The 25,695-nt window shown below is 65.6% G+C and carries 25 protein-coding genes; 18 read left to right on the top strand and 7 right to left on the bottom strand.

Annotated features, from left to right (window positions below; all coding sequences use genetic code 11):
• Window positions 1-403: 403 nt before the first annotated feature.
• The gene (locus DCM79_RS21390) at window positions 404-607 is read right to left on the bottom strand and encodes a hypothetical protein (protein WP_257176218.1); all 204 of its coding nucleotides are present in this window, start codon (window positions 605-607) and stop codon (window positions 404-406) included.
• Window positions 608-735: 128 nt separating this feature from the next.
• On the opposite strand from DCM79_RS21390, the gene pgm reads away from it, so the two are divergent.
• The 4 genes from pgm (at window position 736) to DCM79_RS21370 (ending at window position 5,485) form a co-directional block, all read left to right on the top strand.
• Window positions 736-2,382: a phosphoglucomutase (alpha-D-glucose-1,6-bisphosphate-dependent) gene (gene pgm / locus DCM79_RS21385; RefSeq protein ID WP_257176217.1), complete on the top strand. Its 1,647-nt coding sequence runs from the start codon at window positions 736-738 to the stop codon at window positions 2,380-2,382.
• Window positions 2,383-2,687: 305 nt separating this feature from the next.
• A complete protein-coding gene (locus DCM79_RS21380; protein WP_257176216.1) occupies window positions 2,688-3,737 on the top strand; it encodes an aromatic ring-hydroxylating dioxygenase subunit alpha in 1,050 nt (349 codons plus the stop codon).
• A 3-nt stretch (window positions 3,738-3,740) separates the two neighbouring features.
• Complete coding sequence (locus DCM79_RS21375) at window positions 3,741-4,493, top strand: GntR family transcriptional regulator (protein ID WP_028134773.1); 753 nt, start codon at window positions 3,741-3,743, stop codon at window positions 4,491-4,493.
• 11 nt (window positions 4,494-4,504) lie between these two features.
• The gene (locus DCM79_RS21370) at window positions 4,505-5,485 is read left to right on the top strand and encodes a PDR/VanB family oxidoreductase (protein WP_257176215.1); all 981 of its coding nucleotides are present in this window, start codon (window positions 4,505-4,507) and stop codon (window positions 5,483-5,485) included.
• Window positions 5,486-5,609: 124 nt separating this feature from the next.
• On the opposite strand, the gene DCM79_RS21365 is transcribed toward DCM79_RS21370, so the two are convergent.
• On the bottom strand, window positions 5,610-7,571 hold the full coding sequence (locus DCM79_RS21365; protein WP_257176214.1) for a bifunctional diguanylate cyclase/phosphodiesterase: 1,962 nt from the start codon (window positions 7,569-7,571) through the stop codon (window positions 5,610-5,612).
• A 271-nt stretch (window positions 7,572-7,842) separates the two neighbouring features.
• On the opposite strand from DCM79_RS21365, the gene DCM79_RS21360 reads away from it, so the two are divergent.
• Entirely contained in the window at window positions 7,843-8,787 is a 945-nt protein-coding gene (locus tag DCM79_RS21360) for a hypothetical protein (RefSeq protein ID WP_257176213.1), read from the top strand.
• 19 nt (window positions 8,788-8,806) lie between these two features.
• Here DCM79_RS21360 and DCM79_RS21355 read toward each other — a convergent pair whose 3' ends face one another.
• Entirely contained in the window at window positions 8,807-9,172 is a 366-nt protein-coding gene (locus DCM79_RS21355; protein WP_257176212.1) for a nuclear transport factor 2 family protein, read from the bottom strand.
• Window positions 9,173-9,273: 101 nt separating this feature from the next.
• Between DCM79_RS21355 and DCM79_RS21350 the strand changes: the two genes are divergently transcribed.
• From DCM79_RS21350 to hemC, 3 genes are all read left to right on the top strand, one after another.
• Window positions 9,274-9,864 (top strand): TetR/AcrR family transcriptional regulator, encoded by a 591-nt coding sequence (locus DCM79_RS21350; protein ID WP_257176211.1) that lies wholly within the window; start codon window positions 9,274-9,276, stop codon window positions 9,862-9,864.
• Between the two features lie 52 nt (window positions 9,865-9,916).
• A complete protein-coding gene (locus tag DCM79_RS21345; protein ID WP_257176210.1) occupies window positions 9,917-11,542 on the top strand; it encodes a GMC family oxidoreductase in 1,626 nt (541 codons plus the stop codon).
• Between the two features lie 83 nt (window positions 11,543-11,625).
• Window positions 11,626-12,606 (top strand): hydroxymethylbilane synthase, encoded by a 981-nt coding sequence (hemC, locus tag DCM79_RS21340; protein WP_257176209.1) that lies wholly within the window; start codon window positions 11,626-11,628, stop codon window positions 12,604-12,606.
• Window positions 12,607-12,730: 124 nt separating this feature from the next.
• On the opposite strand, the gene hemE is transcribed toward hemC, so the two are convergent.
• The gene (gene hemE, locus DCM79_RS21335; RefSeq protein WP_257176208.1) at window positions 12,731-13,765 is read right to left on the bottom strand and encodes a uroporphyrinogen decarboxylase; all 1,035 of its coding nucleotides are present in this window, start codon (window positions 13,763-13,765) and stop codon (window positions 12,731-12,733) included.
• A gap of 102 nt (window positions 13,766-13,867) precedes the next feature.
• Here hemE and DCM79_RS21330 point away from each other — a divergent pair, with 102 nt between their 5' ends.
• Window positions 13,868-14,083 (top strand): hypothetical protein, encoded by a 216-nt coding sequence (locus DCM79_RS21330; protein ID WP_257176207.1) that lies wholly within the window; start codon window positions 13,868-13,870, stop codon window positions 14,081-14,083.
• Window positions 14,084-14,257: 174 nt separating this feature from the next.
• Window positions 14,258-16,162, top strand: a complete 1,905-nt coding sequence (locus tag DCM79_RS21325; RefSeq protein WP_257176206.1) for a diguanylate cyclase — start codon at window positions 14,258-14,260, stop codon at window positions 16,160-16,162.
• A 5-nt stretch (window positions 16,163-16,167) separates the two neighbouring features.
• On the opposite strand, the gene DCM79_RS21320 is transcribed toward DCM79_RS21325, so the two are convergent.
• On the bottom strand, window positions 16,168-16,386 hold the full coding sequence (locus DCM79_RS21320; protein ID WP_257176205.1) for a SlyX family protein: 219 nt from the start codon (window positions 16,384-16,386) through the stop codon (window positions 16,168-16,170).
• Window positions 16,376-17,143, bottom strand: coding sequence for a rhodanese-related sulfurtransferase (locus tag DCM79_RS21315; protein ID WP_257176204.1), 768 nt, complete (start codon window positions 17,141-17,143; stop codon window positions 16,376-16,378). Before DCM79_RS21315 ends, DCM79_RS21320 begins: the two co-directional genes overlap by 11 nt.
• Window positions 17,144-17,340: 197 nt before the next feature.
• On the opposite strand from DCM79_RS21315, the gene ggt reads away from it, so the two are divergent.
• From ggt to DCM79_RS21290, 5 genes are all read left to right on the top strand, one after another.
• The gene (ggt, locus tag DCM79_RS21310) at window positions 17,341-18,927 is read left to right on the top strand and encodes a gamma-glutamyltransferase (RefSeq protein ID WP_257176203.1); all 1,587 of its coding nucleotides are present in this window, start codon (window positions 17,341-17,343) and stop codon (window positions 18,925-18,927) included.
• A 214-nt stretch (window positions 18,928-19,141) separates the two neighbouring features.
• On the top strand, window positions 19,142-19,705 hold the full coding sequence (locus DCM79_RS21305) for a (2Fe-2S)-binding protein (protein ID WP_373568140.1): 564 nt from the start codon (window positions 19,142-19,144) through the stop codon (window positions 19,703-19,705).
• 4 nt (window positions 19,706-19,709) lie between these two features.
• Window positions 19,710-20,726 (top strand): xanthine dehydrogenase family protein subunit M, encoded by a 1,017-nt coding sequence (locus DCM79_RS21300; protein WP_257176201.1) that lies wholly within the window; start codon window positions 19,710-19,712, stop codon window positions 20,724-20,726.
• A gap of 2 nt (window positions 20,727-20,728) precedes the next feature.
• Window positions 20,729-23,020 (top strand): xanthine dehydrogenase family protein molybdopterin-binding subunit, encoded by a 2,292-nt coding sequence (locus tag DCM79_RS21295; protein WP_257176200.1) that lies wholly within the window; start codon window positions 20,729-20,731, stop codon window positions 23,018-23,020.
• Window positions 23,021-23,080: 60 nt separating this feature from the next.
• A complete protein-coding gene (locus DCM79_RS21290; protein WP_212092113.1) occupies window positions 23,081-23,545 on the top strand; it encodes an FKBP-type peptidyl-prolyl cis-trans isomerase in 465 nt (154 codons plus the stop codon).
• Window positions 23,546-23,631: 86 nt separating this feature from the next.
• Here the strand turns inward: DCM79_RS21290 and DCM79_RS21285 are convergent, their stop codons facing one another.
• A complete protein-coding gene (locus DCM79_RS21285; RefSeq protein ID WP_257176199.1) occupies window positions 23,632-23,850 on the bottom strand; it encodes a CsbD family protein in 219 nt (72 codons plus the stop codon).
• A 128-nt stretch (window positions 23,851-23,978) separates the two neighbouring features.
• Here DCM79_RS21285 and DCM79_RS21280 point away from each other — a divergent pair, with 128 nt between their 5' ends.
• The 3 genes from DCM79_RS21280 to DCM79_RS21270 all read left to right on the top strand — a co-directional run bounded on the left by DCM79_RS21280 (window position 23,979) and on the right by DCM79_RS21270 (window position 25,580).
• Window positions 23,979-24,494 (top strand): cupin domain-containing protein, encoded by a 516-nt coding sequence (locus DCM79_RS21280; RefSeq protein WP_028134790.1) that lies wholly within the window; start codon window positions 23,979-23,981, stop codon window positions 24,492-24,494.
• 126 nt (window positions 24,495-24,620) lie between these two features.
• Window positions 24,621-25,049: a VOC family protein gene (locus DCM79_RS21275; RefSeq protein WP_028134791.1), complete on the top strand. Its 429-nt coding sequence runs from the start codon at window positions 24,621-24,623 to the stop codon at window positions 25,047-25,049.
• Between the two features lie 42 nt (window positions 25,050-25,091).
• Window positions 25,092-25,580: a VOC family protein gene (locus DCM79_RS21270; RefSeq protein WP_028134792.1), complete on the top strand. Its 489-nt coding sequence runs from the start codon at window positions 25,092-25,094 to the stop codon at window positions 25,578-25,580.
• Window positions 25,581-25,695: the final 115 nt, after the last annotated feature.

Raw genomic sequence — 25,695 nt, 5'->3', positions numbered from 1 at the left:
GACTGCATCATCCAATTCGCGGGGCGAGGGAGGCCAGAAGGAAAGTTCGGCTCCCGGGAGAGCACGGCATAAGCCGTCCGACCATCGCGCAGGGAAGGCCGAGTGATCGGCACCACCTGTATGCTGCTGTGCGGTTCTTCCTGCGTGTGCATTTTCGCGCAGCGGACCGCGGGTGCGTTGTCAGCACCCGGCCTTCCCTGCGCCCTCTTGGCTTTGAGGGTGGAGACGCAAGCAAAGCTCGGGCGAATTCAGCCGCGAGGTCGAAGAGGCGTGTCTGTGAGTCGAGCTGCGTGTCACAACCTCGATCTCGTAGGGTGGGCAAAGCGCAGCGTGCCCACGCGTCTATCGCCGCATCGGACAGATCGTGGGGCACGGCGCAAGGGCGCCTTTGCACCCTACGGCACTAGCGCCTGGTGGATGCGCCGAAGCTGTCCGTGGTGTCGCTACGGAGCTCCCGCTCGAACCGGCGCCTTATCTTGGCGAGGTCATGATCCACGGCTGCGTTGCGCAGCGTCGGGTTGAGTTCGACGCCCGTTCGCTCGACGTATCTGGGAGACGATAGCACCAAGGAACTGGCGAGCAGCACGGCCGTTGCGAGAATGGTCATGTCCCAATTCATGGACCCAAATGCGGCCATTTGTTGCCGGCGTCGGCCGATGGCTTTTGAGTTGGCGTGTGCAAGCCCAATGCTATGGTGCGGCAGGGCCTCAATTTGACAAGGACGAGGATATTCCAGTGGCTGATGTTCATCCCGCGGCGGGCAAGCAGGCTTCGCCGGACGCGCTCACCAATATTCCGCGGCTGGTGACGGCCTATTTCGCCGGCAAGCCCGATGTCGCGGATCCCGCGCAGCGCGTGGCGTTCGGCACCTCCGGCCATCGCGGCACCTCGTTCAAGAACACGTTCAACGAAGGCCATATCCTCGCGACCACGCAGGCGATCTGCGATTATCGAAAGGAAAAGGGCCTGACCGGCCCGCTCTTCATCGGCATCGACACCCACGCCCTGGCCGAGCCGGCGCTGGTCAGTGCCGTCGAGGTGTTCGCCGCCAACGGCGTCGACATCATGATCGACAAGGACGGCGGCTACACGCCGACGCCGGTGATCTCGCGCGCGATCCTCGCCTACAACAAGGGCCGCACTGACGGCTTGGCCGACGGCGTCGTCATCACGCCCTCGCACAACCCGCCGGACGATGGCGGCTACAAATACAATCCGCCGCATGGCGGCCCGGCCGACACCGATGTCACGGGCGTGGTCGAGAAGCGCGCCAATGCCTACCTCGCCGACGCTCTCAAGGGCGTCAAGCGCATGGACTACGCCAAGGCGCTGAAATCATCGACCGTCCATCCGACCGACTTCGTCACGCCCTATGTCGCAGCTCTCGGCGAGGTCGTCGATCTCGAGCTCGTCAAATCCGCCGACATCAACATCGGCATCGACCCGCTCGGCGGCGCCGCCGTGCACTATTGGCATCCGATCATCGAGCGCTACGGCCTGAAGGCCACCGTGGTGAACGAGGCAATCGATCCGACCTTCCGCTTCATGACGGTGGACTGGGACGGCAAGATCCGCATGGACTGCTCCTCGCCCTACGCCATGGCGAGCCTGATCGCGATGCGCGACCGCTTCGACGTCGCCTTTGCCAACGACACCGACGCCGACCGCCACGGCATCGTGACGCGATCCGGCGGCCTGATGAACCCGAACCATTATCTGGCGACCGCGATCTCCTATCTGTTCGCGCATCGGCCGAACTGGGGCAAGGACGCCGCGATCGGCAAGACCGTGGTGTCGAGCTCGATCATCGATCGCGTCGCCAAGAAGCTCGGCCGCAAGCTGGTCGAGACGCCGGTCGGCTTCAAATGGTTCGTCGACGGCCTGCTCACCGGCGGCTTCGGCTTCGGTGGCGAGGAAAGTGCGGGCGCCTCGTTCCTGCGCCGCGACGGCGGGGTCTGGACCACCGACAAGGACGGCATCATCCTCGGCCTGCTCGCCGCCGAGATCATGGCCAGGACCGGCCGCGATCCGAGCCAGCTGTTCGGCGATCTCACCGCCGAGTTCGGCGTGCCGCATTACGCCCGCATCGACGTCGCGGCGACAGGGCCGCAGAAGACCATCCTGAAGTCCGTCACGCCCGAGCAACTCGGTCTCAAAAGCCTCGCCGGCGATCCGGTCCGTGCCACCTTGAGCAAGGCGCCCGGCAACGGCCAGCCCTTCGGCGGCATCAAGGTCGAGACCGATTTCGGCTGGTTCGCGGCAAGGCCGTCGGGGACGGAGGATGTCTACAAGATCTACGCGGAGAGCTTCCGTAGCCCGGAGCACCTGAAGCGGATTCAGGAGGAGGCGCAGGCGGGTCTGGCGAAGGTATTCGCGGCGTAGCTGCCAGGCGAGCCTCTCTTGCCCGCCTTTGAAGGCACTTGAGCGCAGGCCGCATGCTCAGCTTGGGTCGCAGCCACGGCTGTCATTCCCCGCGAAGGCGGGGAATCCAGTACTCCGCGGCAGTCAACAGTGCAGGCAACTTCCGCTGCGGAGTACTGGATCGCCCGCCTTCGCGAGCGATGACCATGAGTAGTGTATACATTCTCCTTGATTAAGGTATAATAATACAAATATTTGATCCTTGAACAATTCCACCTCTCGGCTATTGTATACATAACGCATACAACGCCGTGGGAGTGAGACCGATGACAAAGCCCTTCCCGATGAACGCCTGGTACGCCGCCGCCTGGGATGCCGAGGTGAAGCCGGCGCTGCTGCCCCGGACGATCTGCGGCAAGCATGTCGTGATGTATCGCAAGGCCGACGGTTCGATCGCCGCGCTGGAGGACGCCTGCTGGCATCGCCTGGTGCCGCTGTCCAAGGGCCGGCTCGAAGGCGACACCGTGGTCTGCGGCTATCACGGCCTGAAATTCAATGCGCAGGGCCGCTGCACCTTCATGCCCTCGCAGGAGACCATCAATCCGTCGGCCTGCGTGCGCTCCTATCCCGTGGTCGAGCGCCACCGCTACATCTGGCTCTGGATGGGCGATCCCGCGCTGGCCGATCCCGCGCTCGTCCCCGACCTGCACTGGAATCACGATCCGGCCTGGGCCGGCGACGGCAAGACCATCCACGTCAAATGCGACTATCGCCTCGTGCTCGACAATCTCATGGATCTCACCCACGAGACCTTCGTGCACGGTTCCTCGATCGGCAACGAAGCGGTCGCCGAGGCGCCGTTCGACGTCACCCATGGCGAGAAGACCGTCACGGTGACCCGCTGGATGCGGAACATCGAGCCCCCGCCGTTCTGGGCCAAGCAGCTCGGCAAGCCCGGCCTCGTCGACCGCTGGCAGATCATCCGTTTCGAGGCGCCGTGCACCATCGCGATCGATGTCGGCGTGGCGCCCGCCGGCACCGGCGCGCCGGAAGGCGACCGCTCGCAGGGCGTCAACGGCTTCGTGCTCAACACCATCACGCCGGAGACCGAGAAGACCTGCCACTATTTCTGGGCGTTCGTGCGCAACTACCAGCTCGGCGAGCAGCGTATCACCTCCGAGATCCGCGAGGGCGTCTCCGGCATCTTCCGCGAGGACGAACTGATCCTCGAAGCGCAACAGCGCGCCATGGACGAGAATCCGGACCGCATCTTCTACAACCTCAACATCGACGCCGGCGCGATGTGGTCGCGCAAGCTGATCGACAAGATGGTGGCGAAGGAAAGCGCGCCGCAGCGCCTTCAGGCCGCGGAGTAGATCATGGCCGAGCGCGAGGTCGACCGCTCCGTTTCCCAGACCGTGAAGGCGCAGCTCGCGCTGCGCGACCAGATCCTGTCCGGCGCCTTGCGGCCGGGCGAGCGCATCTCCGAGCTGCAGGCGGTGGAGACCACCGGCGCCTCGCGCACGCCGGTGCGCATGGCGCTGGTGCGGCTGGAGGAGGAGGGCCTCCTGGAGGCCATTCCCTCCGGCGGCTTCATGGTGAAGGCGTTCTCCGAGCGCGACATCTCCGATTCCATCGAGCTGCGCGGCACGCTCGAAGGCCTCGCCGCGCGCTTTGCGGCCGAGCGCGGCGTCTCCGCGCGCGAGCTCGAGCCGCTGAAAGAGTGCCTGGCCGCGATCGACGAATTGCTGCGCCAGGTGCCGATCTCGATCGAGGCGTTCTCGTCCTATGTCACGCTGAACGCGCGCTTCCACGCGCTGCTCACCGAATTGTCGCGCAGCCCCCCCTTGATCCGCCAGATCGACCGCGCCTCGGCGCTGCCGTTCGCATCCCCCAGCGGCTTCGTGATGGCGCAATCGGCGCTGCCTGAGGCGCAGCAGATCCTGATCATCGCCCAGGATCACCACCGCGTCGTGATTGATGCGATCGAGAACCGCGAAGGCGCGCGCGCCGAAGCGATCATGCGCGAGCACGCACGGCTCGCCGTGCGCAACTTGCGGCTCGCGCTGCGCAACCGGACCCATCTGGACCTGCTGCCGGCGCTCGCGCTGATCAAGTCCGCAACCGACTGAGGGCCGCCACCATGCGCTTCATCGAAACCTGGACTTCGGCAACGCTCGTCTCGACGCGCGATCTCGCCCCCGGCATCCGCGAATTCCTGATCCGGCCCGATCAGTATGACGGTGTCGCCTATCCGGTCGGCAGCCACATCAATATCAGCATGACCATCGACGGCCTGCCGGAGACGCGATCCTATTCGCTGGTAGGCGAGGCCTCGCCGCACGGCTTCAGGATCGCGGTGCGCCGCGCTGACGATTCCCGCGGCGGCTCGCGCTACATGTGGCAGCTCAAGCCGGGCGCGCGGCTCGACATCACCCAGCCGGCCTCGCTCCTTGTGGTGGACTGGTCCCGCGACAGCTATTGCCTGATTGCCGGCGGCATCGGCATCACGCCGATCCTCGGCGCTGCCCAGGCGCTGGTGCGGCGCGCGGCCGACGTCAAACTGCATTATGCGGTGCGCTCGCGGGCAGAGGCTGCCTATCTCGACGATCTCGCCGCACTGCTTGGCGATCGCTTGGTCGTTCATGCCGGCGACGAGGGCAAGCGGCTCGATCTCGACGCGCTGTTCGCCTCGCTCCCCAAGGGCGCGCTCGCGCTGTTCTGCGGCCCGATGCGCATGCTCGATGCCGCCCGCCACGCCTGGGTCGGCGCCGGTCATGCGCTGCCCGACTTGCGCTACGAAACCTTCGGCTCCAGCGGCACGCTGCCAACCGAGGCGTTCCGGGTGCGCCTGAAGGGCTCGAACATCGAGCTGGAAATCCCGCGCGAGCGCTCGATGCTGGACGTGCTCAACGCCAGCGGCTTTGAGGTGATATCCGACTGCAAGCGCGGCGAATGCGGGCTGTGCGCCATCGACGTGGTCGATGTCGACGGCGAAATCGACCATCGCGACGTCTTCTTCAGCGACCACCAGAAAGAGAGCAACCAGAAGATCTGCGCCTGCGTCTCCCGCGCGCGGGGGACCATCACCGTGGACACGCTGCTGCGGGCGGATGCGATTTGAGGCGATCGTAGCCCGGATGGAGCGCAGCGAAATCCGGGGCAGTCTCGCTCCGCGTTGCGCTTTCCCGGATTGCGCTCCGCTCCATCCGGGCTACAGCATCTCGCAGGATCGCCGCGGGGAAAACCTACGCCGCGAACGTCGCCCGGAGCTTCCTCGTCTCCAGCAGCGCCAGCACGCCGTCCGCCGACACCGGGCGGCTGATCAGGTAGCCCTGAATCTCGTCGCAGCCAATCTGCCTGAGATATTCCAGCTGGTCGGCGGTCTCGACGCCTTCGGCCACCACGCCGATGTGGAGGTCGCGGGCGAGGCCGATCACCGATTTCACGATCGCGGCGCAGTCGGGCTGCACCAGCATGTCGCGGATGAAGGACTGGTCGACCTTGATACGGCTGAACGGCAGCTTGCGCAGATAGGTGAGGGAGGAGAACCCCGTTCCGAAATCGTCCAGCGCCACGGTGACGCCGAGCTGCAGCAGCGCGTTGACGACCGGCTCGGCCAGGCCGTATTTCGACAGCAGCATCGATTCCGTGATCTCGATCTCGAGCCGGTGCGGGGCGATCCTGGCCTCGCGGAGCGCCTGCACGATGATCTGGAGGATGCCGGCGTTGTGAAACTGCGCCGCGGAGAAGTTCACGGCGACCCTGATCTCGTCGGGCCATTTGGCGACTGTCGCGCAGGCGCGGCGGACGACCCATTCGCCGATCTCGTGGATCAGCCCGGTCTCCTCCGCGATCGGGATGAATTCGCTCGGCGGCACCAATCCGCGCTCGGGATGCTGCCAGCGCAGCAGCGCCTCGAAGCCGGTGATCCGGCTTTGGTCGAGGTCGAGGAACGGCTGAAACACGAGAAACAGCTCGTCTCGCGCGATCGCACCCTCGAGGTCCGATTGCAGCGCCTTGCGATCGCGTGACACCTTGTCGTCGTTGGCCTCGAAGAAGCGGATAGTGCCGGGGCCCGCCTTCTTGGCGCGGTAGAGCGCCGTATCGGCATTCTTCATGATGTCGAGCGGCGCGTTGCCGTCGCGTGGCGCCAGCACGATGCCGACGCTGGTGGCGCCCACGATCTGGCGGCCCTCGATACGGAACGGCTCGTCGAAGGCCGCGACGAAGCGCTCGGCGATCTCGAGGGCATCTTCCGGGCGCACCAGATTGGCCATCACCAGCGCGAACTCGTCGCCGCCGATGCGCGCGACATGCTCGGCGGCGCGTGTGCAGCGTTGCAGGCGGCTTGCGACCTGGACCAAGAATTCGTCGCCGGCGGGATGGCCGAGCTGGTCGTTGACCTCCTTGAAGCGGTCGAGATCGAGCAGCAGCACTGCAAACTCCTCGCCGGACAGCGTCAGCCGCTTCAGCGCAGCCTCGAGCGTCTCGTTGAAGGCGACACGGTTGGGCAGGTGGGTCAGGGGATCCAGCCGCACCGTGCGCTCCGCCTCGATCTGCTGCGTGACGCGCCGCGCGAACGAGAACGAATTGACGAACACGCCGCGCAACAGCACGCTGCCGTAGACCACGACGAGGAAGGCGATCAGGACAAAGGCCAGATCGCCGCTCCTGCCGAGGCAGATGGCGATCCCGACGAAAATCGGGGCCGTGAAGGCGATGGCTGCGATCGGGACGGTGGCGAAGGCGAGCGCGCCGCCCGCCAGCATGCCCGAGCACAGGCAGGTGATGACGAGCTGGCCGCCGGTCGAGGCGTCGGCGAAGAAGGCGGCGGGGACGATGCCCCAGGCGGCGCCGAGGACGAAGGCATTTCGCACCAGGCGGTGCATGGCGCGGCGCGAGACGAATTGCGGTTTGGTGATGCGGCGCGCGGTGCGGGATTGCAGGCCGAATGCGATCGCCGCGCCGGCGACGGCGGCGCCCCAGATCAGCGCGGAGATCCGGTCCGGCGACGACCACAGCGCGATGGCGAGCACGATGGCGTTGCAGGCATTGGCCAGCATGATGCCGACCGAATAGCCGAGCACGAGCGACATCTGCTCGGCACGGATATGGCCGGCCACGGCTTCGTCCGTCACGGGACCGCCGAACGCCGACAGATCGCCGGCAAACAGCCGCGCGAAATAGGTGGTCAGTTGAGTCCGCATTCCAGAGCCTGCATGCGCCGTTGTCCGGCTCGGTGCGGAGAATTCGCTGCAAACCTTTGACGAACTATGAATTATCCTTCGCCGCGGGGCTCGCGCCGCCCACTTCTGCGTGTTCGTGCCAAGTATCGATAACAAATCGATACAAATGCGGGATGGCTTGCCGCACCCTTGGCCCTTGGGTGACGTTGTCCGTGATAGGATTGGTGGACCGACCAGGCTTCGGTGCGCCGCGTCGGCAACGGATACGTTTGCGATCCCGAGGGCCCTGTTCATGAGCGAGCCTTCAGCCGACGTTTCGGCAACCGTCGAATACACGATGGACAAATGGCGGATGGACCGCCTTCCCTGGGCGATGTGGGCTTGCGTCGCCGGCCTTGCGATCGCGCTTCATGCCGAAAGCCGCGGCCAGAGCGGAGCGGCCCTGGCCGTCGTCTATCTGGCTCTCCTGGGGCTGGCGTTCGCAGGCTTTGCACTGACGACCCTGATCGGGCGGTCCGGGCTGCCATTGCTGCTGGAATTGTTGATCGGCGTCCTTGTCCTGAGCATCGTCGCCGGCGTGATCGGTGTGATCAGCGTGTTGGTCGGCGGGCCAAGCGGACGCTCCAGCTATGGCGGCGTCGTGCCCAGTCTCTATTGGAGCCGTCTCGTCAATCCATCGCTGAATGTCTTCGGCTGGATGCTGCTCTATCTGGGCTTGGGATGGATCGCGTTTTCAGCTTACCGGCACCTCTACGCCGACCAGGCGGTCGTCTCCATGTCCGCCGCCGGCATCCGGTTTCACAGGCCCTGGCTCAAGGGTCTCTTCATTCCCTGGCAGGAGGTGCGCGGGGTGGGCCATCTCGTCGTTCCCGGCATCTCGGGGGTGCCATACGTCAGTCCATACGCTGCGGCCGTCACGGTCGGTCAGGATTTCTATGAGCAGCATATCGCCCCGAAGCGCAGAGTCTTCGCGCCGCCCGGGTCTGAAGCCATGTTCCAGCCGAAAGGCGAGATGATGCAGGTGGTGCTGAGCGGCGGCGACATGACGGTCAAGCCGGAAGATTTTCTCGGGCCTGCCGAGGCGCGATGGAAAGCATTCCGGGATCAACCGGGGTCGTCATCCCTGAACGGCGGCACTATCGTCTATGGACGGTGGTCGATCAACGGCTCCCCGTGGCAGGCCGTCTGGTTTCTTGCGCCTCTCATCGGCATGGCCGTGGTTATGCTGTACCGGTAGTGGCAATCGCCGGAAACACTCAGCGCCCGAGCTGTTTCGGATCGTAGAAGAAACGCTCCTCGACGATCTCGTTGCCGCGCCAGGTCTGCCACGCGATCTCCTCCAGCGTCCGCGTCACGCCGTCGGCGCTGGTGAAGGAGAATTTCCAGCGGCTGGCGACAATGTCGCCATCGATCAGGCTCGGGCCGATGCGCACGGCAGTGACGGCCTGGAACGCCGCCAGCACGCCACGCTCCTTGTCCGCGAGCTTGTCGCGCCCGACCACCGGCGCGGCGAGATTCTCGTAGGTCGCGGCATCCGGCGTGTAGTAGTCGAGGATCGCTCCGACGAAGTCGCCGTCCTCCAGCCTCTTTGCGAACGCTTCGACAATCTCACGGCTCGGCATGACGCACCTCCGGGACATAAACCGACTGTTAGTCGGTAAATACCGACTGGTGGTCGAAAAGTCAACTGGCGGCCGGCGAATGATTGGACTAGACGAGACCCATGGCGAAGCAGGCGGAGCGGAGGGCGGCGACATCGGAGGCGATCCTGACGGCGGCCCGCCGCCTGTTCGGGACGCAAGGCTTTGCCGCCACCACCATGGACGAGATCGCGGAGGGGGCCCGCGTCGCCAAGGGCGCGGTCTATCATCACTTCAAGACCAAGGAGGCGGTGTTCGAAGCCGTGTTCGACCAGGTTTCGCGCGACCTCGTCGTGGAGATCGACGGGGCCGCGCGCGCCGAAAGGGACGTGCTGGCCGCGATGGTCGCCGGCACCCAGCAATACTTCGCCGCGACCGCGAACGGCCCGACCGGCCAGATCATCCTGCGCGACGGCCCTGCGGTGCTCGGCTGGGAGCGCTGGCGCGAGATCGACGCAAGACACTTTGGCGGCAAGCTGCCGCGCGCGCTGGCGGCGGCGATGGACGCCGGTCTGATCGCAAAGCAGCCGGTCGAGCCCTTGGCGCGGCTGCTGCTCGGCGCCGTCACCGAGGCTGCGGTCGCCTGCGCCGGGCGCGCCGACATCGCAAGGGCGGGCGCGGAATATGCCCGTGCGTTCAAGTCGCTGGTCGAGGCGCTGCGCGTCAAGGCATGATCGTGCTAGTGACGAACCGGAACGCCCGCTCCAACAAGAAGAACCGCAGCGCATGAACGCAACTTCCTCCCTCACGCCGTCCGATCCAGAGTTCGATTACATCATCGTCGGCGCCGGCTCTGCCGGCTGCGTTCTGGCCAACAGGCTGTCGGCGAACGGCAAGCACACAGTGCTGCTGCTCGAGGCCGGGCCAAAGGATTCCAATATCTGGATCCACGTGCCGCTCGGCTACGGCAAGCTGTTCAAGGAGAAGACCGTCAACTGGATGTACCAGACCGAGCCGGAGCCCGAGCTGAAGGGCCGCCAGGTGTTCCAACCGCGCGGCAAGACGCTGGGCGGCTCGAGCTCGATCAACGGCCTGCTTTATGTCCGCGGCCAGCACGAGGATTACGACCGATGGCGTCAGCTCGGCAATACCGGCTGGGGCTATGACGACGTGCTGCCCTATTTCAAGAAGGCCGAGAACCAGTCGCGCGGCGCCGATCAATATCACGGCACGGGCGGACCGCTGCCGGTCTCCAACATGGTCGTCACCGACCCGCTGTCAAAGGCCTTCATCGACGCCGCGGTCGAGAGCGGCCTGCCCTACAACCCCGACTTCAACGGCGCCACGCAGGAGGGCGTCGGCCTGTTCCAGACCACGACGCGCAACGGCCGCCGCGCCTCGACCTCGGTGGCCTATCTCGGCCCGGCTAAGGCACGCGGCAATCTCAAGATCGAGACGAACGCGCTCGGCCACCGCGTGCTGTTCGAGGGCCGCCGCGCCGTCGGCGTCGAGTATCGGCAGGGCGCGCAACTCCGCCGCGCTCGCGCGCGAAAAGAGATCGTGCTCTCAAGCGGCGCCTACAACTCGCCGCAGCTGCTCCAGCTCTCCGGCGTCGGTCCCGCCGATCTCCTGCGCAAGCACGGCATCGACGTCGTGTTGGATGCGCCGGGCGTCGGTCACGACCTGCAGGACCACATGCAGGTCCGCATCGTGATGCGTTGCTCGCAGAAGATCACGCTGAACGACACCGTCAATCATCCGCTCCGCCGCACCATGGCCGGCGCGCGTTATGCGCTGTTCCGGAAGGGATGGCTGACGATTGCGGCCGGCACCGCCGGCGCGTTCTTCAAGACCAGCCCGCGGCTCGCCTCGCCCGACATCCAGGTGCACTTCCTGCCGTTCTCGACCGACAAGATGGGCGAGAAGCTGCACGATTTCTCCGGCTTCACCGCTTCAGTGTGCCAGCTCCGCCCCGAGAGTCGCGGTTCACTGCGCATCAGAAGCGCCGACCCGACCGTGCCGCCGGAAATCCGCATCAACTACATGTCGACCGAGACCGACCGCACCACCAACGTCGAAGGCATCAAGATCTTACGCAAGATCCTGAACGCGCCGGCGCTGAAGCCGTTCGTGGTCAGCGAGTACGATCCCGGGGCGAAGGTAGCTACGGATGCCGAAATATTGGATTATTGCCGCGAGCGCGGCAGCACCATCTACCATCCGACCTCGACCTGTCGTATGGGCAATGACCCACTCGCAGTGGTGGATCAGCGGTTGAGGGTGAGGGGTCTCGAAGGCCTGCGGGTCGTCGACGGCTCCATCATGCCGGACCTCGTCTCGGGGAACACCAATGCGCCGATCATCATGATCGCCGAAAAGGCCTCCGACATGATATTGGAGGACGCGCGGTAGAGCATGATCCGGAAAAGTGGGAACCGGTTTTCCGATCAGATCATGCTCAAAGATAACGATGCGTCGCTCGAAAGGACCAGGACTTGGCTACGCGACTGAAGATCGGCACCCGCAAGAGCGCGATGGCGCTGGCCCAGACGGAAGAAATCGCGCGCCGCCTGACCGCCGCCGTGCCCGGTCTCGACGTCGAGATCGTCAAGTTCGACACCACGGGCGATCTCGACCAGACCAGCAAGCTGCTGCCGCATGGCGGCAAGGGCGGCGCCTTCGTGGCGCAGATCCGGGCCGCCGTGCGGTCGGGCGAACTGCACGCGGCAATGCATTCGCTGAAGGACATGCCGGGCAACGAGGACACGCCCGGCCTCGTCATCGGCGCCACGCTGTCGCGCGATCCGCCGACCGACGCTCTGGTGCTGCGTGACGGCGTGACGTTGGCGGCGCTGCGCCAGTCGCGCGGCAAGGGTTTCAAGCTCGGCACCAACGCGGTGCGCCGCGCCGCCTATGCACGGCGGCTGTTTCCGGAGGTCGAGGTGATCCACTTCCGCGGCGCCGCCGACACGCGCGTGCGCAAGCTCGACAACGGCGAGAAGCAGCGGCTGCCGGGTGGCGGCGCCGTGGGGCCGGCCGATGCGTTGATCATGGCGCGGTCGGGCCTCGACCGCGTCGGCCTCGCCGATCGCATCGCCTATGAATTCACCCCGGCTGAGATGCTGCCCGCGGCGGGGCAGGGCATCGTCGCCGTCGAATGCGCGGCGCAGGACTGGCAGACGCGACAAATCCTGTCGTCGATCGACGATCCCGCCGCGCATGCCTGCGCCGACGCTGAGCGCGAGGTGCTGTGGGTGCTGAACGGCCATTGCAATTCGCCGGTGGCGGGCTTCTCGACCATCGCGGGCGATCGGATGTCGCTCACCGCATCCGTGCTCGACCTCTCCGGCAACACCATCATCGAGGCTTCGCGCGAAGGCCCGGCCGACCGCCCCCGCGAGCTCGGGCGTGAGGTGGGTCTGGACCTGCTGACCAGGGGCGCCGCCGAGATCATCGAGCGCAGCCGGCCGCGCTGAGCCTCATCGCGAAGCTCGTCATGCCCGGGCTCGTCCCGGGCATCCACGTTCTTCATGGCGCGTGGCAAGGCGTGGATGGCCGGGACGAGCCCGGCCATGACGATGCGGAGACACCGCTCGCCGATCAGCCCCGCACGCGCTTGATCATCTGCTCGACATGGGCGATCGGCGTTTCCGGCTGAATGCCGTGGCCGAGATTGAAGATCAGGCGCCCTTGCGCGAAATTGGCCAGCACGTCGTCGATCGCGCGATCGAGCGCGACGCCGCCCGCGATCAGCACCAGCGGATCGAGATTGCCCTGCACGGCCACCTTGCTCTGCACGTGGTCGCGGATGAAGGCCGGCTCCGCAGTCCAGTCCATGCTGACCGCATTGACGCCCGTCGCCTCGACGTAGGACGGCAGCAGCGCGCCGGCGCCGCGGGGGAAGCCGATGATCTTGGCATCGGGCACCTTGGCCCGCACCCCCTCGACGATGCGCCGCGTCGGCTCGACCGACCAGCGCGCGAATTCGGCCGGCGGCAGCACGCCCGCCCAGGTGTCGAAGATCTGCAAGGCATTGGCGCCGGCTTCGAGCTGCGCCAGCAGGTATTGGACTGAGTTCTCGACCAGCACGTCGATGATCTTCGCGAACGCCTCCGGATGCCGGTAGGCCATCATCCGTGCCGGCGCCTGGTCGGGCGTGCCCTGGCCGGCGACCATGTAGGTCGCGACCGTCCACGGCGCGCCGCAGAAGCCGATCAGCGCGATCTTCGGGTCCAGCGCGCCGCGCACGAGCTTGAGCGCCTGGAACACCGGCTTGAGCTTGCCGAAGTCGGCGCGTGGCGCCAGCGTCGCGACCTTGGCGGGATCATCCAGCGGATCCAGCCGCGGGCCCTCGCCGACCTCGAACCGCACCGAGCGCCCGAGCGCGTAGGGGATGACGAGAATGTCCGAGAAGATGATCGCGGCGTCGAAGCCGAACCTGCGGATCGGCTGCAGCGTTACCTCCGCCGCAAGCTCCGGATTGAAGCAGAGGTCGAGGAAGCCGCCGGCCTTGGCGCGCACCTCGCGATATTCCGGCAGATAGCGGCCGGCCTGCCGCATCATCCACATGGGCGGGATGCTCTGGCGCTGGCCGGAGAGCACGTCGATGAAAGGCTTTTTTGCAGTTTGGGGCACGAATGGTCCTGAACAGGGTTATCGCCCCTGATACACCCTCGGCCCTCAGCGGAACAGGGGAACCAGCGCCGCAGCGCCGCGTTGACCCTGACGGAGGACATCATGGCTGAGACATTCAATCCCGCGCCGCCCGACAAGCACGCCGACGATCTGCACGAGGCGCTGGCCGCCGATCGGCAATCCAAGCTCGACGCCGGGCTGAAGGACAGCTTCCCGGCATCCGATCCCGTGAGCGCGGCACAGCCGACGCCCTCGAAGGCCGATGCCGAGGCCGACAGTCCCTCGCTCTGGGACAAGGTCAAGGCGATCTTCAGCTAGCGGGCGGAGGCGCGCCGGATTCCGATAGGTTCGCTAATATCTTGTTAGCGATGCGCCGATTGCGGCGTCCGTAAGACTACCGGGAAACCGGCAGACTCTGCGTATTGCCGTCGCGATTTCAGAGTTCACTAATAGAAGCGGCAGAGGCTCCGAGCATCGGAGAAATTCTGCCGCATGAGTGCGACGACCCAGCGAACTGGATGGAGCCACCTGCCGTTGCGTGCGGCGGCTTTCGTCGCGCTGACCGGCGCGGCCATCCTCGGCGTCAGCGGCTGGCGCGAATGGACCGCGCGCGACGCGGTGCTGAGGGGTGCCGAGACCGAAATGGCAAACGTCGCCAGGTCGCTGACCCAGCATGCCGAGGACAGCCTCGATCTCCTGGATTCCGGCGTTGTTGGCGTCGTCAGCCGGCTCGAAATGGACGGCACTGCACCGGTCACGATCGCGAAGCTGCGCATCCTTTTGGAAGCGCGCAAGAAGGCCCTCGAGCGCATTCACAGCCTCGCCATCATCGACGACCAGGGTAACTGGCTGACCTCGCCTGGGACGATCGGGTCAACGCTCAGCGATGATGCGTTCTTCCGCTATCATCGGCTCTCCTCGAAACGAGAGCCCCATGTCGGCCCTCCCGTAAAGAGCCTCCTGGACGGAGAATGGGTGGTCACGCTGTCGCGCCGCTTCAACAAGCCGGACGGTAGCTTCGGCGGCGTGGTGATCGCGACCATCAGCTCAAAGTATCTTTCGCACTTCTACGAGCAGTTCGAGATCGGCCGCAACAGCTCGGTGTCGCTCACGCATGGCGACGGCCTGATGATCGCGCGCAATCCCAGCAACGAGACGTTCGTCGGACGCAGCGTTTCCGACACGCCCTTCTTCCGCGACGCCAGCCTGCAGCGGCCTAGCGGCGCCTACCATTTCAAGTCGCCGCTGGACGGTGCCGAGCGCGTCAGCTTTTTCAAGCGCAGCAGCCGTTTCCCGCTGCTCCTGATTGCCACGGTCGACAAGGACGAGCTGCTGGCGCCCTGGCGTGCCGCGGCAATCTCCCGCTTGCTCTACGTCGTCGCGCTGGTGCTGCTGATCGCGGTCATCGGCGCCGTGCTGGTGCGGCAGCTGCAGCGCGGCCAGCGCATGGCCGCGGCGCTGGTCGAGAAGGAGGCGCATTTCCGCCTGCTCGCCGAAGGCTCCAGCGACATGGTGACCCGCATCGGGCTCGACGAGCACCTGCGCTATGTCTCGCCCTCGTCCGTGCGCGTCGTCGGTTGGCGCCCCAATCAATTGGTCGGCACGCCGGCGCTGGCGGGCATCAATCCCGAGGATCTGCCGGCGGTTCAGGCCGTCGTCGACGCCATGAAGCGTGGCGAGCGGGAGGAGGCGCGCCTCACCTACCGCAACTCGCACCGGCAAGACGGCGAAGTCTGGCTGGAATCGACCATGCGGGTGACGCGCAAGGACAATGGCCGCGTCGACGGCGTGGTCGCGATCTCCCGCGACATCTCCGAGCAAAAGAAGCTGGAAACCAGGCTCGAGACGCTGGCGATCGAGGACAGCCTCACGGGCCTTGCCAACCGCCGCCGCTTCGACGAGCGGCTGAAGGAGGAATGGGCGCGCGCCTATCGCGACCGCTCCAGCCTCGCCTTACTCATGATCGATGTCGATCATTTCAAGGCCTATAACGACGAATACGGCCACCCCGCGGGCGATGCCTGCCTGCGCCTGGTCGCAAAGATCATCGCGGCCGAGACGCAGCGCGCCGGCGATCTGGCAGCGCGCTATGGCGGCGAGGAATTCGCCATGCTGCTGCCGAACACCGATGCCGCCGGCTGCGCCCAGGTCGGTGAACGGATCCGCAAGGCCATTCACGACGCCGGCCTCGTTCATGACAGCAATCAGGCCGCCGGCTGCGTCACCGCCTCGGTCGGCGGCGCGACGTGCCGGCCCGCGCTGGAACGCACGGCGGGCGTGGGCTCGCTGCTTGAAGCGGCCGACCGCGCGCTCTACGCGGCCAAGGACGCAGGCCGCAACCGCCTGATGATGTCCGGCGAGCTCATGAATTTGATGCCCAAGGCGTCCGGCCAGTAGACGGCTCAATAATGCGGCGGCGGCTCGTTGGCTGGCCCAGGCGCATTGGCCTCGGCGTCCTGCAGCCGCTCGCCGAGCTCTGCGATCTTCCGCGTCAACAGATCGATCTGCTTCCACTGCGCGGTGATGGTTTGGTTCAACGTCTCGATCGTGTCGTCCTGATAGGCGAGGCGCGTCTCCAGCGTGTCGATGCGCTCGCTCAGCGTCCTGATCTCATTCGTCACGCGCTGCGTCCTTATTCCGTTCGCGCAAACCGTGGCCGAGCGCGACGCGCTCGTCGAACACAAAGCATTCGCCGCTCCATCGGCTCTGCGCCTCCGGCACCTCTTCCAGATATTTGAGGATGCCGCCCTTGAGGTGATAGACCTCGGCAAATCCGCGCGCGAGCAGATGCGCGCTTGCCTTCTCGCAGCGGATGCCGCCGGTGCAGAACATCGCGATCTTCCGATGCTTTGCCGGATCGAGCCGCTCGGCGGCGAAATCCTTGAACTGGCCGAAGCTCCTGATGCCGGGATCGACCGCGCCCGCGAACGTTCCCATCGCCACCTCGAAGGCGTTGCGGGTGTCGAGCAGCAGCGTGTCGGGCGCGGAGATCAGCGCGTTCCATTCGCTTGCATCGACGTAGGTGCCAACCTGGCGGGTCGGATCGGCAGCGGCGTCGCCAAGGGTGACAATCTCCTTCTTCAGCCGCACCTTGAGCCGCCCGAACGGCATCGCCCCGGCGGTCGAGAATTTCAATTCGAGATTGTCGAGCCTGCCGCCGAACAGGTCGCCGTGCGCCAGCTCATGTGCGAAGGCGTCGATCGCGTCCGGCGCGCCGGCGAGCGTGCCGTTGATGCCCTCCTGCGCCAGCAGCACGCTGCCCTTCAGCTCCAGGCCGGCGCAGAACGCGCGCAGGGGCTCGCGCAGCTCGCGGTAATCCGGGAGGGCGGCGAATTGGTAGAAGGCTGCAACCTTGGTGACCGAGTGCGGATCAGACATGGCGGCTCGTTTAGCAGGCGCCCGCCGCTCGGAAAACCCACATCGCCGCCGGCCGCGAAGGTCCATACGTCCAGCGGATGGCAGCCATTTCGCTGGCATGCCAGCATTGCCGAGGGCCGCGTGAATGTGTCATGTAGACCCGGTTTTTCCGACATAGCGCGCCACCCGCGCCCACGGCCAAGAGAGCAAGAAATTCGATGAGAAACTTCCATTTCCCCGGCAGGTCCACGGTCCACGCCACCAACGCGATGGTTGCGACCTCGCACCCGCAGGCCTCGCTCGCGGCGATCGAGGTGCTGCGCGAGGGCGGCACCGCGGTGGATGCGGCCGTGGCAGGCTCGGCCGTGCTCGGCGTGATCGAGCCGCAATCGACCGGCATCGGCGGCGACTGCTTCGCGCTGGTCCAGCCGCGCGGCGAGGGCAAGATCGTCGCCTATAACGGCTCCGGCCGCGCGCCGAAGGCTGCGAATGCCGACTGGTATCTCGAACGCAAGATCAACTCCGTGCCGCTGACCTCGGCCCATGCGGTGTCGATCCCCGGCGTGGTCGATGCCTTCGCCACCGTCTTGCGCGATCACGGCAAGTTCGGCTTCGACCGGCTGCTCCAGCCCGCGATCAAGGCCGCCGAGGAGGGCTACGTTGTCGCGCCCCGCATCGCCTTCGACTGGAAGAACCAGTTCGAGAAGCTGAAGGCCGGCACCAACACGGTTCGCTACCTGTTGCCGGGCGGCAAGCCGCCCGTGGCCGGCGACGTCATCCGCCAGGCCGAGCTCGGCAAGACCCTGCGGGCGATCGCCAAGGACGGCCGCGATGCCTTCTACAAGGGCCCGATCGCGGAAGACATGGTCGAGACGCTGCGTGGCATCGGCGGCCTGCACACGCTGGACGATTTCGCCGCGCACACCACCGAGACCACAGCGCCGATCGGCACCATGTATAAGGGCTATGATTTCTGGCAGTGCCCGCCGAACGGTCCGGGCGTCACCGCGCTCTTGATGCTCAACATCCTGTCGCGCTTCGATCTGACCAAGTACGCGCCCGTCAGCGTCGAGCGTTTCCATCTCGAGGCGGAAGCCGCGCGCATCGCCTACATGAACCGCGAGATGCATGTCGCCTCTCCCGAGCACATGAAGATCAATGTCGCCGAGATGCTCGAAAAGGGTTTTGCCGACGAGTACATCAGCAAGATCAGCATGGACGGCATGCTCGACCTGCCGAATGTCGCGCCGCCGATGAATCCCTCAACCATCTACATCACGGTGGTGGACAAAGACCGCAACGTCTGCTCGTTCATCAATTCGGTCGCGCATTCCTTCGGCTCGGCGATCGTCTCCAACAAGACCGGCGTCCTGTTCCAGAACCGCGCCGGCGGCTTCCGCATCCAGCCCGGCCATCCCAACTGCATCGAAGGCGGCAAGCGCCCGCTGCACACGATCATGCCCGGCCTGCTCACCAAGGGCGGCCGTTCGATGATGTCGTTTGCCGTGATGGGCGGACAGTATCAGCCGACCGGCCAAACCCATGTCTTGACCAACATCCTCGATTACGGCTGCGACGTGCAGGAAGCGATCGACATGCCGCGCGGCCTGCACTACGAGGGCCAGTATCAGCTCGAGGACAGCGTGCCGGCCGCAATCGTCGAGGGCCTGAAGAAGCTCGGTCACAAGACCACCAGCGTGGTCAGCCCGCTCGGCGGCGCGCAGGCGATCTGGATCGATTGGGACAAGGGCACGCTCACCGGCGGTTCCGACCCGCGCAAGGACGGCTGCGCCCTGGGTTATTGATCCCAGCGAGTTCCTCGCACGACATCAGGAAAAGTTGACGAAGGCGATGCGGCTTTTGCCGCATCGCCCTTTCCCGTTCGGAACGGAGCTCATTGCTTCCGGTTAAGGGGCGATGAGCGGTGCAGGCGTGCGCTGCCTTGAGAGATCAGCGGCGGAGGCGTCGATGTCCGACACACCAGGTTCCAGGCAATCAACATTCGACCGGCGCGCCTTCATGGCCGGCGCGGCCGGCAGCGCGCTGGTCCCGCTCACGGCCCGCGCGGCCGCAGAGGAGGCCCGGGCCCCGGCGGCACAGGATCCGTCCCTTCCCGTCGATGTCACGCTGCGGGTCAACGGCAAGGACAAGCGCCTGCACATCGACGCGCGAACCACGGTGCTCGATGCGCTGCGCGAGCATCTCAAGCTCACCGGCAGCAAGAAGGGCTGCGACCACGGCCAGTGCGGCGCCTGCACGGTGCTGATCGACGACCGGCGGGTGGTGTCGTGCCTGACGCTCGCGCTTGCGGCCGAGGGGCAGGAGATCACGACGATCGAGGGCCTCGCCACCGACGATCGGCTGCATCCGATGCAGCAGGCCTTCATCGACAACGACGCGTTCCAGTGCGGCTATTGCACGCCCGGCCAGATCATGTCCGCCATTGCCTGCGTCAAGGAGGGCCATGCCGGCAACGAGGCCGACATCCGCGAATATATGAGCGGAAATATCTGCCGGTGCGCCGCCTATCCCAACATCGTCGCCGCCGTGAAGCAGGCCGCGCCCGAGATCATGAAAGGCTAGGCGCATGCGACCGTTTTCGTACCAGAGGGCAACAGATCCCGATACGGCCGTGCGGGCGCTCGGCGCCGCTGCGGCCGCGAACGATCCGCTGACCCAGGCCCGCGCGCAGCCGCTCGCCGGCGGCACCACGCTGATCGATTTGATGAAGCTCGACGTGATGCGTCCCTCCGCGATCGTCGACATCAATCCGCTCGCGCGTAGCTGGTCGGCAATCGAGCCCAAGGGCGATGGCGTGCGCCTCGGCGCGCTCGCGAAGATGTCGGACGTGGCCGCGCATGACGAAATCCAGCGCAGCTATCCGGTGATCGCCAATTCCCTGAAGCTTGCCGCCAGCGCCCAGCTGCGCAACATGGCGACGCTCGGCGGCAACGTGATGCAGCGAACGCGTTGCAGCTATTTCCGCGACGTGTCCTATGACAATTGCAACAAGCGTAATCCCGGCTCGGGCTGCGCCGCCATGGACGGTATCAACCGCATGCACGCGGTGCTCGGCGTCTCCGACCAGTGCATCGCGACCTATCCCGGCGATTTCGCGCAGGCGCTTATGGCTCTGGATGCAACGGTCGAGATCACCGGCAAATCCGGGGCCCGCAGCCTGCCGTTTGCCCAGCTGCACAAGACGCCTGGCACCACCCCCGAGATCGAGACCACGCTGCAACCCGGTGAGCTGATCTCGGCGTTCTCCATCTCCGGACGCTGGCCCCGTTCGGTCTATCTCAAGGCGCGCGACCGGCAGTCCTACGAGTTTGCGCTGTCCTCTGCTGCGGTCGCCCTCGACGTGCAGAACGGCACGATCCGCGATGCGCGCGTTGCGCTCGGCGGTGTCGCCACCGTGCCTTGGCGGGCGCGCGAGGCGGAGGCGCTGTTGAAAGGACAGAAATTCGATGGCGGCCTGGCGCAGCGCGTTGCCGATGCCGCCTTCGCGGACGCCAGGGGGCGGCGGCACAACAGCTTCAAGATCGCGCTTGGCAAGCGCGTCGTGGCACGTGCGCTCCAGCAGGCCGTAACGATGGAGATCTGATCATGACCGCTGCTGCTCCCGAGCCGAAGACGAACATGGGTCAGCCTGCGCCGCGCTACGACGCGGTCGTAAAGGTGACGGGGCGCGCAACCTATGCGTCCGACATGCCGCTCGCCGATCCCGCCTATGCCTTCCTCGTCACCAGCGCCATCGCCAAGGGACGCATCGACAGCTTCGATCTCGATGAAGCCAGGCGTGTCCGCGGCGTGATCGATATCGTTACCCACGAAAACGCACCGAAGCTGAAGGATTCCAAGCTCTTCAGCAACGGCGGCTATGCGGGCACGACGATCCAGCCGCTCAAATCCGCCGAGATCGCCCATGACGGCCAGATCATCGCGGTCGTCGTTGCCGAAACCTACGAAGCGGCGCGCGAGGCCGCCAACCGCGTCAAGGTAAGGCACACCGCGACCACGCCAAGCGCGACCTTCGACTCGCCGGGAACGACCGCAGCGGCTGCGAAGGGGCAGAATGCCCAGTTCAAGGAAGACCCGAAAGTCGGCGATTTCGCCAAGGCATTCGACGAGGCCGAGGTCAAGCTGACCGCCTCCTACGAGACGCCGACGCAGCATCACAACCCGATGGAGCTGTTCTCGACGAGCTGCGCCTGGATGGGCGACGAGCTCGTCATCTACGAGCCGAGCCAGTTCGTCTACGGCCTGAAGTATGGCGTGGCCGAGCAGCTCGGTATCGACGCCGACAAGGTGCGGGTGGTCAACCCCTATGTCGGCGGCGGCTTCGGTGCGCGCGGCTCCATGACGCCGCGTACCGCCATCATCGCCGGCATCGCCAAGCGGCTGAACCGGCCGGTCAAGCTGGTCCCGACCCGCGACCAGGGCTTTACCATCACCACCTACCGTGCCGAGACCCGCCACGAGATCAAGCTTGGCGCGCGCCCCGACGGCAAGTTGGTCGCGCTCAGGCATGATGGCGCCGAGGTGTCATCGCGCCCGGACGCCTATTGCGTCGGCGGCACCAAGACGACGACGCGCCTCTATGCCTGCCCGAATGTCGACAGCCTGGTCTCGATCGTGCGGGCCGACCGCAACACGCCCGGCTTCATGCGCTCGCCGCCCGAGGTGCCGTATCTGTTCGCGCTGGAAAGCGCGATGGACGAGCTCGCGGTCAAGCTGAACATGGATCCGGTCGAGCTTCGCCGTGTCAATGACGCCACCAACGAGCCCATCGGCGGCAAGCCCTACACCTCGCGCTCGCTGATGGCCTGCTTCGACGAGGCTGCCAAGGCGTTCGGCTGGGCGCAGCGCTCGCCTCAGCCCAAATCGATGTCGGACGGCGACTGGCTGATCGGCTATGGCTGTGCTGCTACCTGCTATCCGGCGCAGATGGGGCCCGCAGCAGCACGCGTGCGTCTGCAGCGCGACGGCCGCACCCGGGTCGAGATCGCCGGCCACGAAATCGGCACCGGCGCCTACACTGTCATTGCCCAGACCGCGGCCGAAAGGCTCGGCGTGCCGCTGGAGAAGGTCGCGGTCTTCATCGGCGATAGCGATCTGCCGCCGGCGCCCGTTGCCGGAGGCTCGAACTCCACGGCCAGCACCTGCTCCGTGGTGACGATGGTGTGCGACCAGATCCGGCAGCGCCTGTTCAAGGCGGTGATGCCGGGCCAAAGCCTGACGGACAAGGCCAGGGAAACCGTGGGCATCGGCCAGACACCGGCCACGCAGGCCGCGAAGGGCGACCAGCCACTGGATCTGGAGAAGGCATTCGACGCCCTCGGGGTCGGCGTGGTCGAGGAATATGGCGAGTGGAAGCCGGAAGGCGCGCCGCCGGATTCCTTCCGCGCCATGCATAGCGGGCAGGTGCGGCTCGTGGGCGGTCACCAGATGAAGGACCAGATCGCCTATGCGTTCGGCGCGGAGTTCGTCGAGGTCCGCGTCAATCGCTTCACGCATGAGATCCGCTGCCCCCGCCTGGTCGGCGCCTTCGCCGCGGGCCGCATCATGAACCCGCGCACCGCGCGCAGCCAGCTGATGGGCGGACTGATCTGGGGCATGTCCTCGGCCTTGCTGGAGGCCACCGAGATCGACGAGCGCAATGCGCGCTACGTCAACGACAATCTCGCCGATTACCTCGTGCCCGTGAATGCGGACGTCGCCGACGTCGAGGTCATCCTGCTGTCCGAGCAGGATGACCGCATCAATCCCGTCGGCGTGAAAGGCGTCGGCGAGCTCGGCAATGTCGGCACCAATGCGGCGATCTGCAATGCGATCTACCACGCCACGGGCCAGCGCATCCGCAAGCTTCCGGTCCGGCTGGAAAATATCGAGGTGTGAGGGGTGGAAACCCCACCCGCGTTGCGCTAGACACCTTCCGCCTCAAACGGAAGGTGCCTTATGCAGCGTTTCCAGCGCGCGCTCCTCACCCTGATGTCGGCACTCGCGATCACCGTGATCGCAGGCGTGTCGCATTTCGTCTCCACCACGGCCTCGGCCCAAACCGCAGGAAAGACCATGACCACAGCTTCAGGCTTGCAGATCATCGATTCCACCGTCGGCACCGGTGCCTCGCCGCAGGCCGGCCAGATCTGCGTGATGCACTATACCGGCTGGCTCTATGAGAACGGCCAGAAGGGCAAGAAATTCGACAGCTCCGTCGACCGTAAGGAGCCGTTCGAATTCCCGATCGGCAAGGGCCGCGTCATCGCCGGCTGGGACGAGGGCGTTGCTTCCATGAAGGTCGGCGGCAAGCGTACGCTGATCATCCCGCCGCAGCTCGGCTACGGCGCGCGCGGCGCCGGCGGCGTGATCCCGCCGAACGCGACGCTGATGTTCGACGTGGAATTGCTCGCGGTAAAGTGACGGCGCAGCCGGGAATGACGTAGAGAGCAGTCGAAACAAAAAGACCGGCCTTACGGCCGGTCTTCTCGCATTCAGATTTGCGTGCGTCACTCCGCCGCGCGCTTTGCGGCTGCCGCGGCGCGATCGATCGCATCCTTGGCCGCATCCTTGGCATCGCCCATGGCCTGCTGGCCCTTGCCCTTCACTTCCTGAACCACGCCTTCACCCTTGAGGCGGTCGGAACCGGTGGCTTCACCGATGCCCTGCTTGGCCTTGCCGATCGCCTCGTTGGCGGTACCTTTGATTTTGTCGGTCGTGCTGCCCATGAAACTCTCCTTCCATTTTGTTCGCAAGGACAACGTCCTGGAGCTATGAGGGTTCCAATTTTGTTATGGCTCGCGGGCGAAGCTTCGGGTTAGTTTGCCGCGCACGGAACCAACAGAAAGCAAGTCCCATGACCGGCCATGACCACTCGCACTCTCACCATGATCACGATCATCATGATGATCGCTGGAAACATGACGGCGTGCGCGTCATTCCCGGCAACCAGCTCGATACAAACGTGCCGTCCACAGCCGGCATGGATCGTGCGGCTGCAATCAATTTCGCGCGCGTCGGCGCGCAGAAATTGTGGGCGGGCACGGTCAGCATCAAGCCCGACGCCAAGACCGGCGCACATCACCACGGCCATCTCGAAAGCGTCATCTACGTCGTGAAGGGCAAGGCGCGGATGCGCTGGGGCGAGAGCCTGCAATTCACGGCGGAAGCCGGCCCTGGCGATTTCATCTTCGTCCCGCCTTACGTGCCCCATCAGGAGATCAATGCCAGCCCGGATGAGGTGCTGGAATGCGTGCTGGTGCGCAGTGACGGCGAGGCCGTGGCGATCAACCTCGACATCGAGCCGGTCGAGAAACCCGAGACCGTGCTGTGGATCGATCCGGTGCATCGGGATCCGAACGAGAAGAAATAGCCTGAGGGTCAGCCTGCCGGTTCTATGCGGCCGAAGCGGCAGGAGCCTGAAAAAATATCCGGAAGCGCTGTCGGATGGCTGTCGGCCCATCCGTCCTTGGGCAGAACCCCGCCCAAGGAGCTTCCGATGCCCAGGATGATCTTCCTCAATCTACCCGTGACCGACCTCGAGCGCGCGACCGCCTTCTACGAGGCGATCGGGGCGACCCGGAATCCGCAATTCAGCGACGACACGGCGAGCTGCATGGTCTTTTCCGAGACCATCTACGCGATGCTGACGACCCACGACAAATTCCGTCAGTTCACGCCCAAGCCGATCGCCGACGCAAAGACCTCGAACCAGGCGCTGTTCTGCCTGTCCGCCGATACCCGCAACGAGGTCGACGATATCGTCGGCAGGGCCGAGGCCGCGGGCGGGGTGGCCGATCCCAGCCCCAAGGACGAATACAGCTTCATGTACGGCCGCAGCTTCGAGGATCCGGACGGCCATATGTGGGGTGTGAATTGGCTGGATATGGCTTCGGTCCCTCCGCAGCCCGCGCTGGCGAATGCCTGATCGCCGTCCTTCCGAACGCTAAATCCCAGAGGAGCATTCACGATGTCCAAGGTCGTACCCTGCATGTGGTTCAACGGCGATGCCGAGGAAGCCGCGAAGTTCTACACCTCGCTCGTGCCGAACTCGGCCATCACGCACGTTCAGCGCAACGTCTCGGATGGTCCCTCCGGCAAGGAAGGCTCTGTGCTGGTCGTCGAGTTCACTCTGGCCGGGCAGCCCTTGGTCGCGCTCAACGGCGGCATGACGATGGAGTACACCCACGCCATCTCGCTGATGATCCATTGCGACGACCAGGCCCAGGTCGACAGCGTCTGGAATGCCTTCCTCGCTCATGGCGGCAAGGAGGAGCAGTGCGGCTGGCTGAGGGACCGCTGGGGCGTGGCCTGGCAGGTGGTGCCGAAGGTGATGTTCGAATTCCTGTCGAGCCCCGACAAGGCCGCCGCCGCGCGCGCGGTGCAGGCGATGATGAAGATGGTGAAGCTGGATATCGACGCGTTGCGCCGCGCGTTCGAGGGCAAGTCGGCGGCTTGACATTCGCACAGGTGCCGTAGGGTGGGCAAAGGCGCGCTTGCGCCGTGTCCACCACCTGTCTCCAGTTGAGAGAGCTGGTGGGCACGCTACGCTTTGCCCACCCTACAAGACCGTG

Origin of the sequence: Bradyrhizobium sp. WBOS07, assembly GCF_024585165.1 — a bacterium.
GTDB lineage: Bacteria > Pseudomonadota > Alphaproteobacteria > Rhizobiales > Xanthobacteraceae > Bradyrhizobium > Bradyrhizobium japonicum_B.
This window is presented reverse-complemented; position numbering and strand designations above follow the sequence as displayed.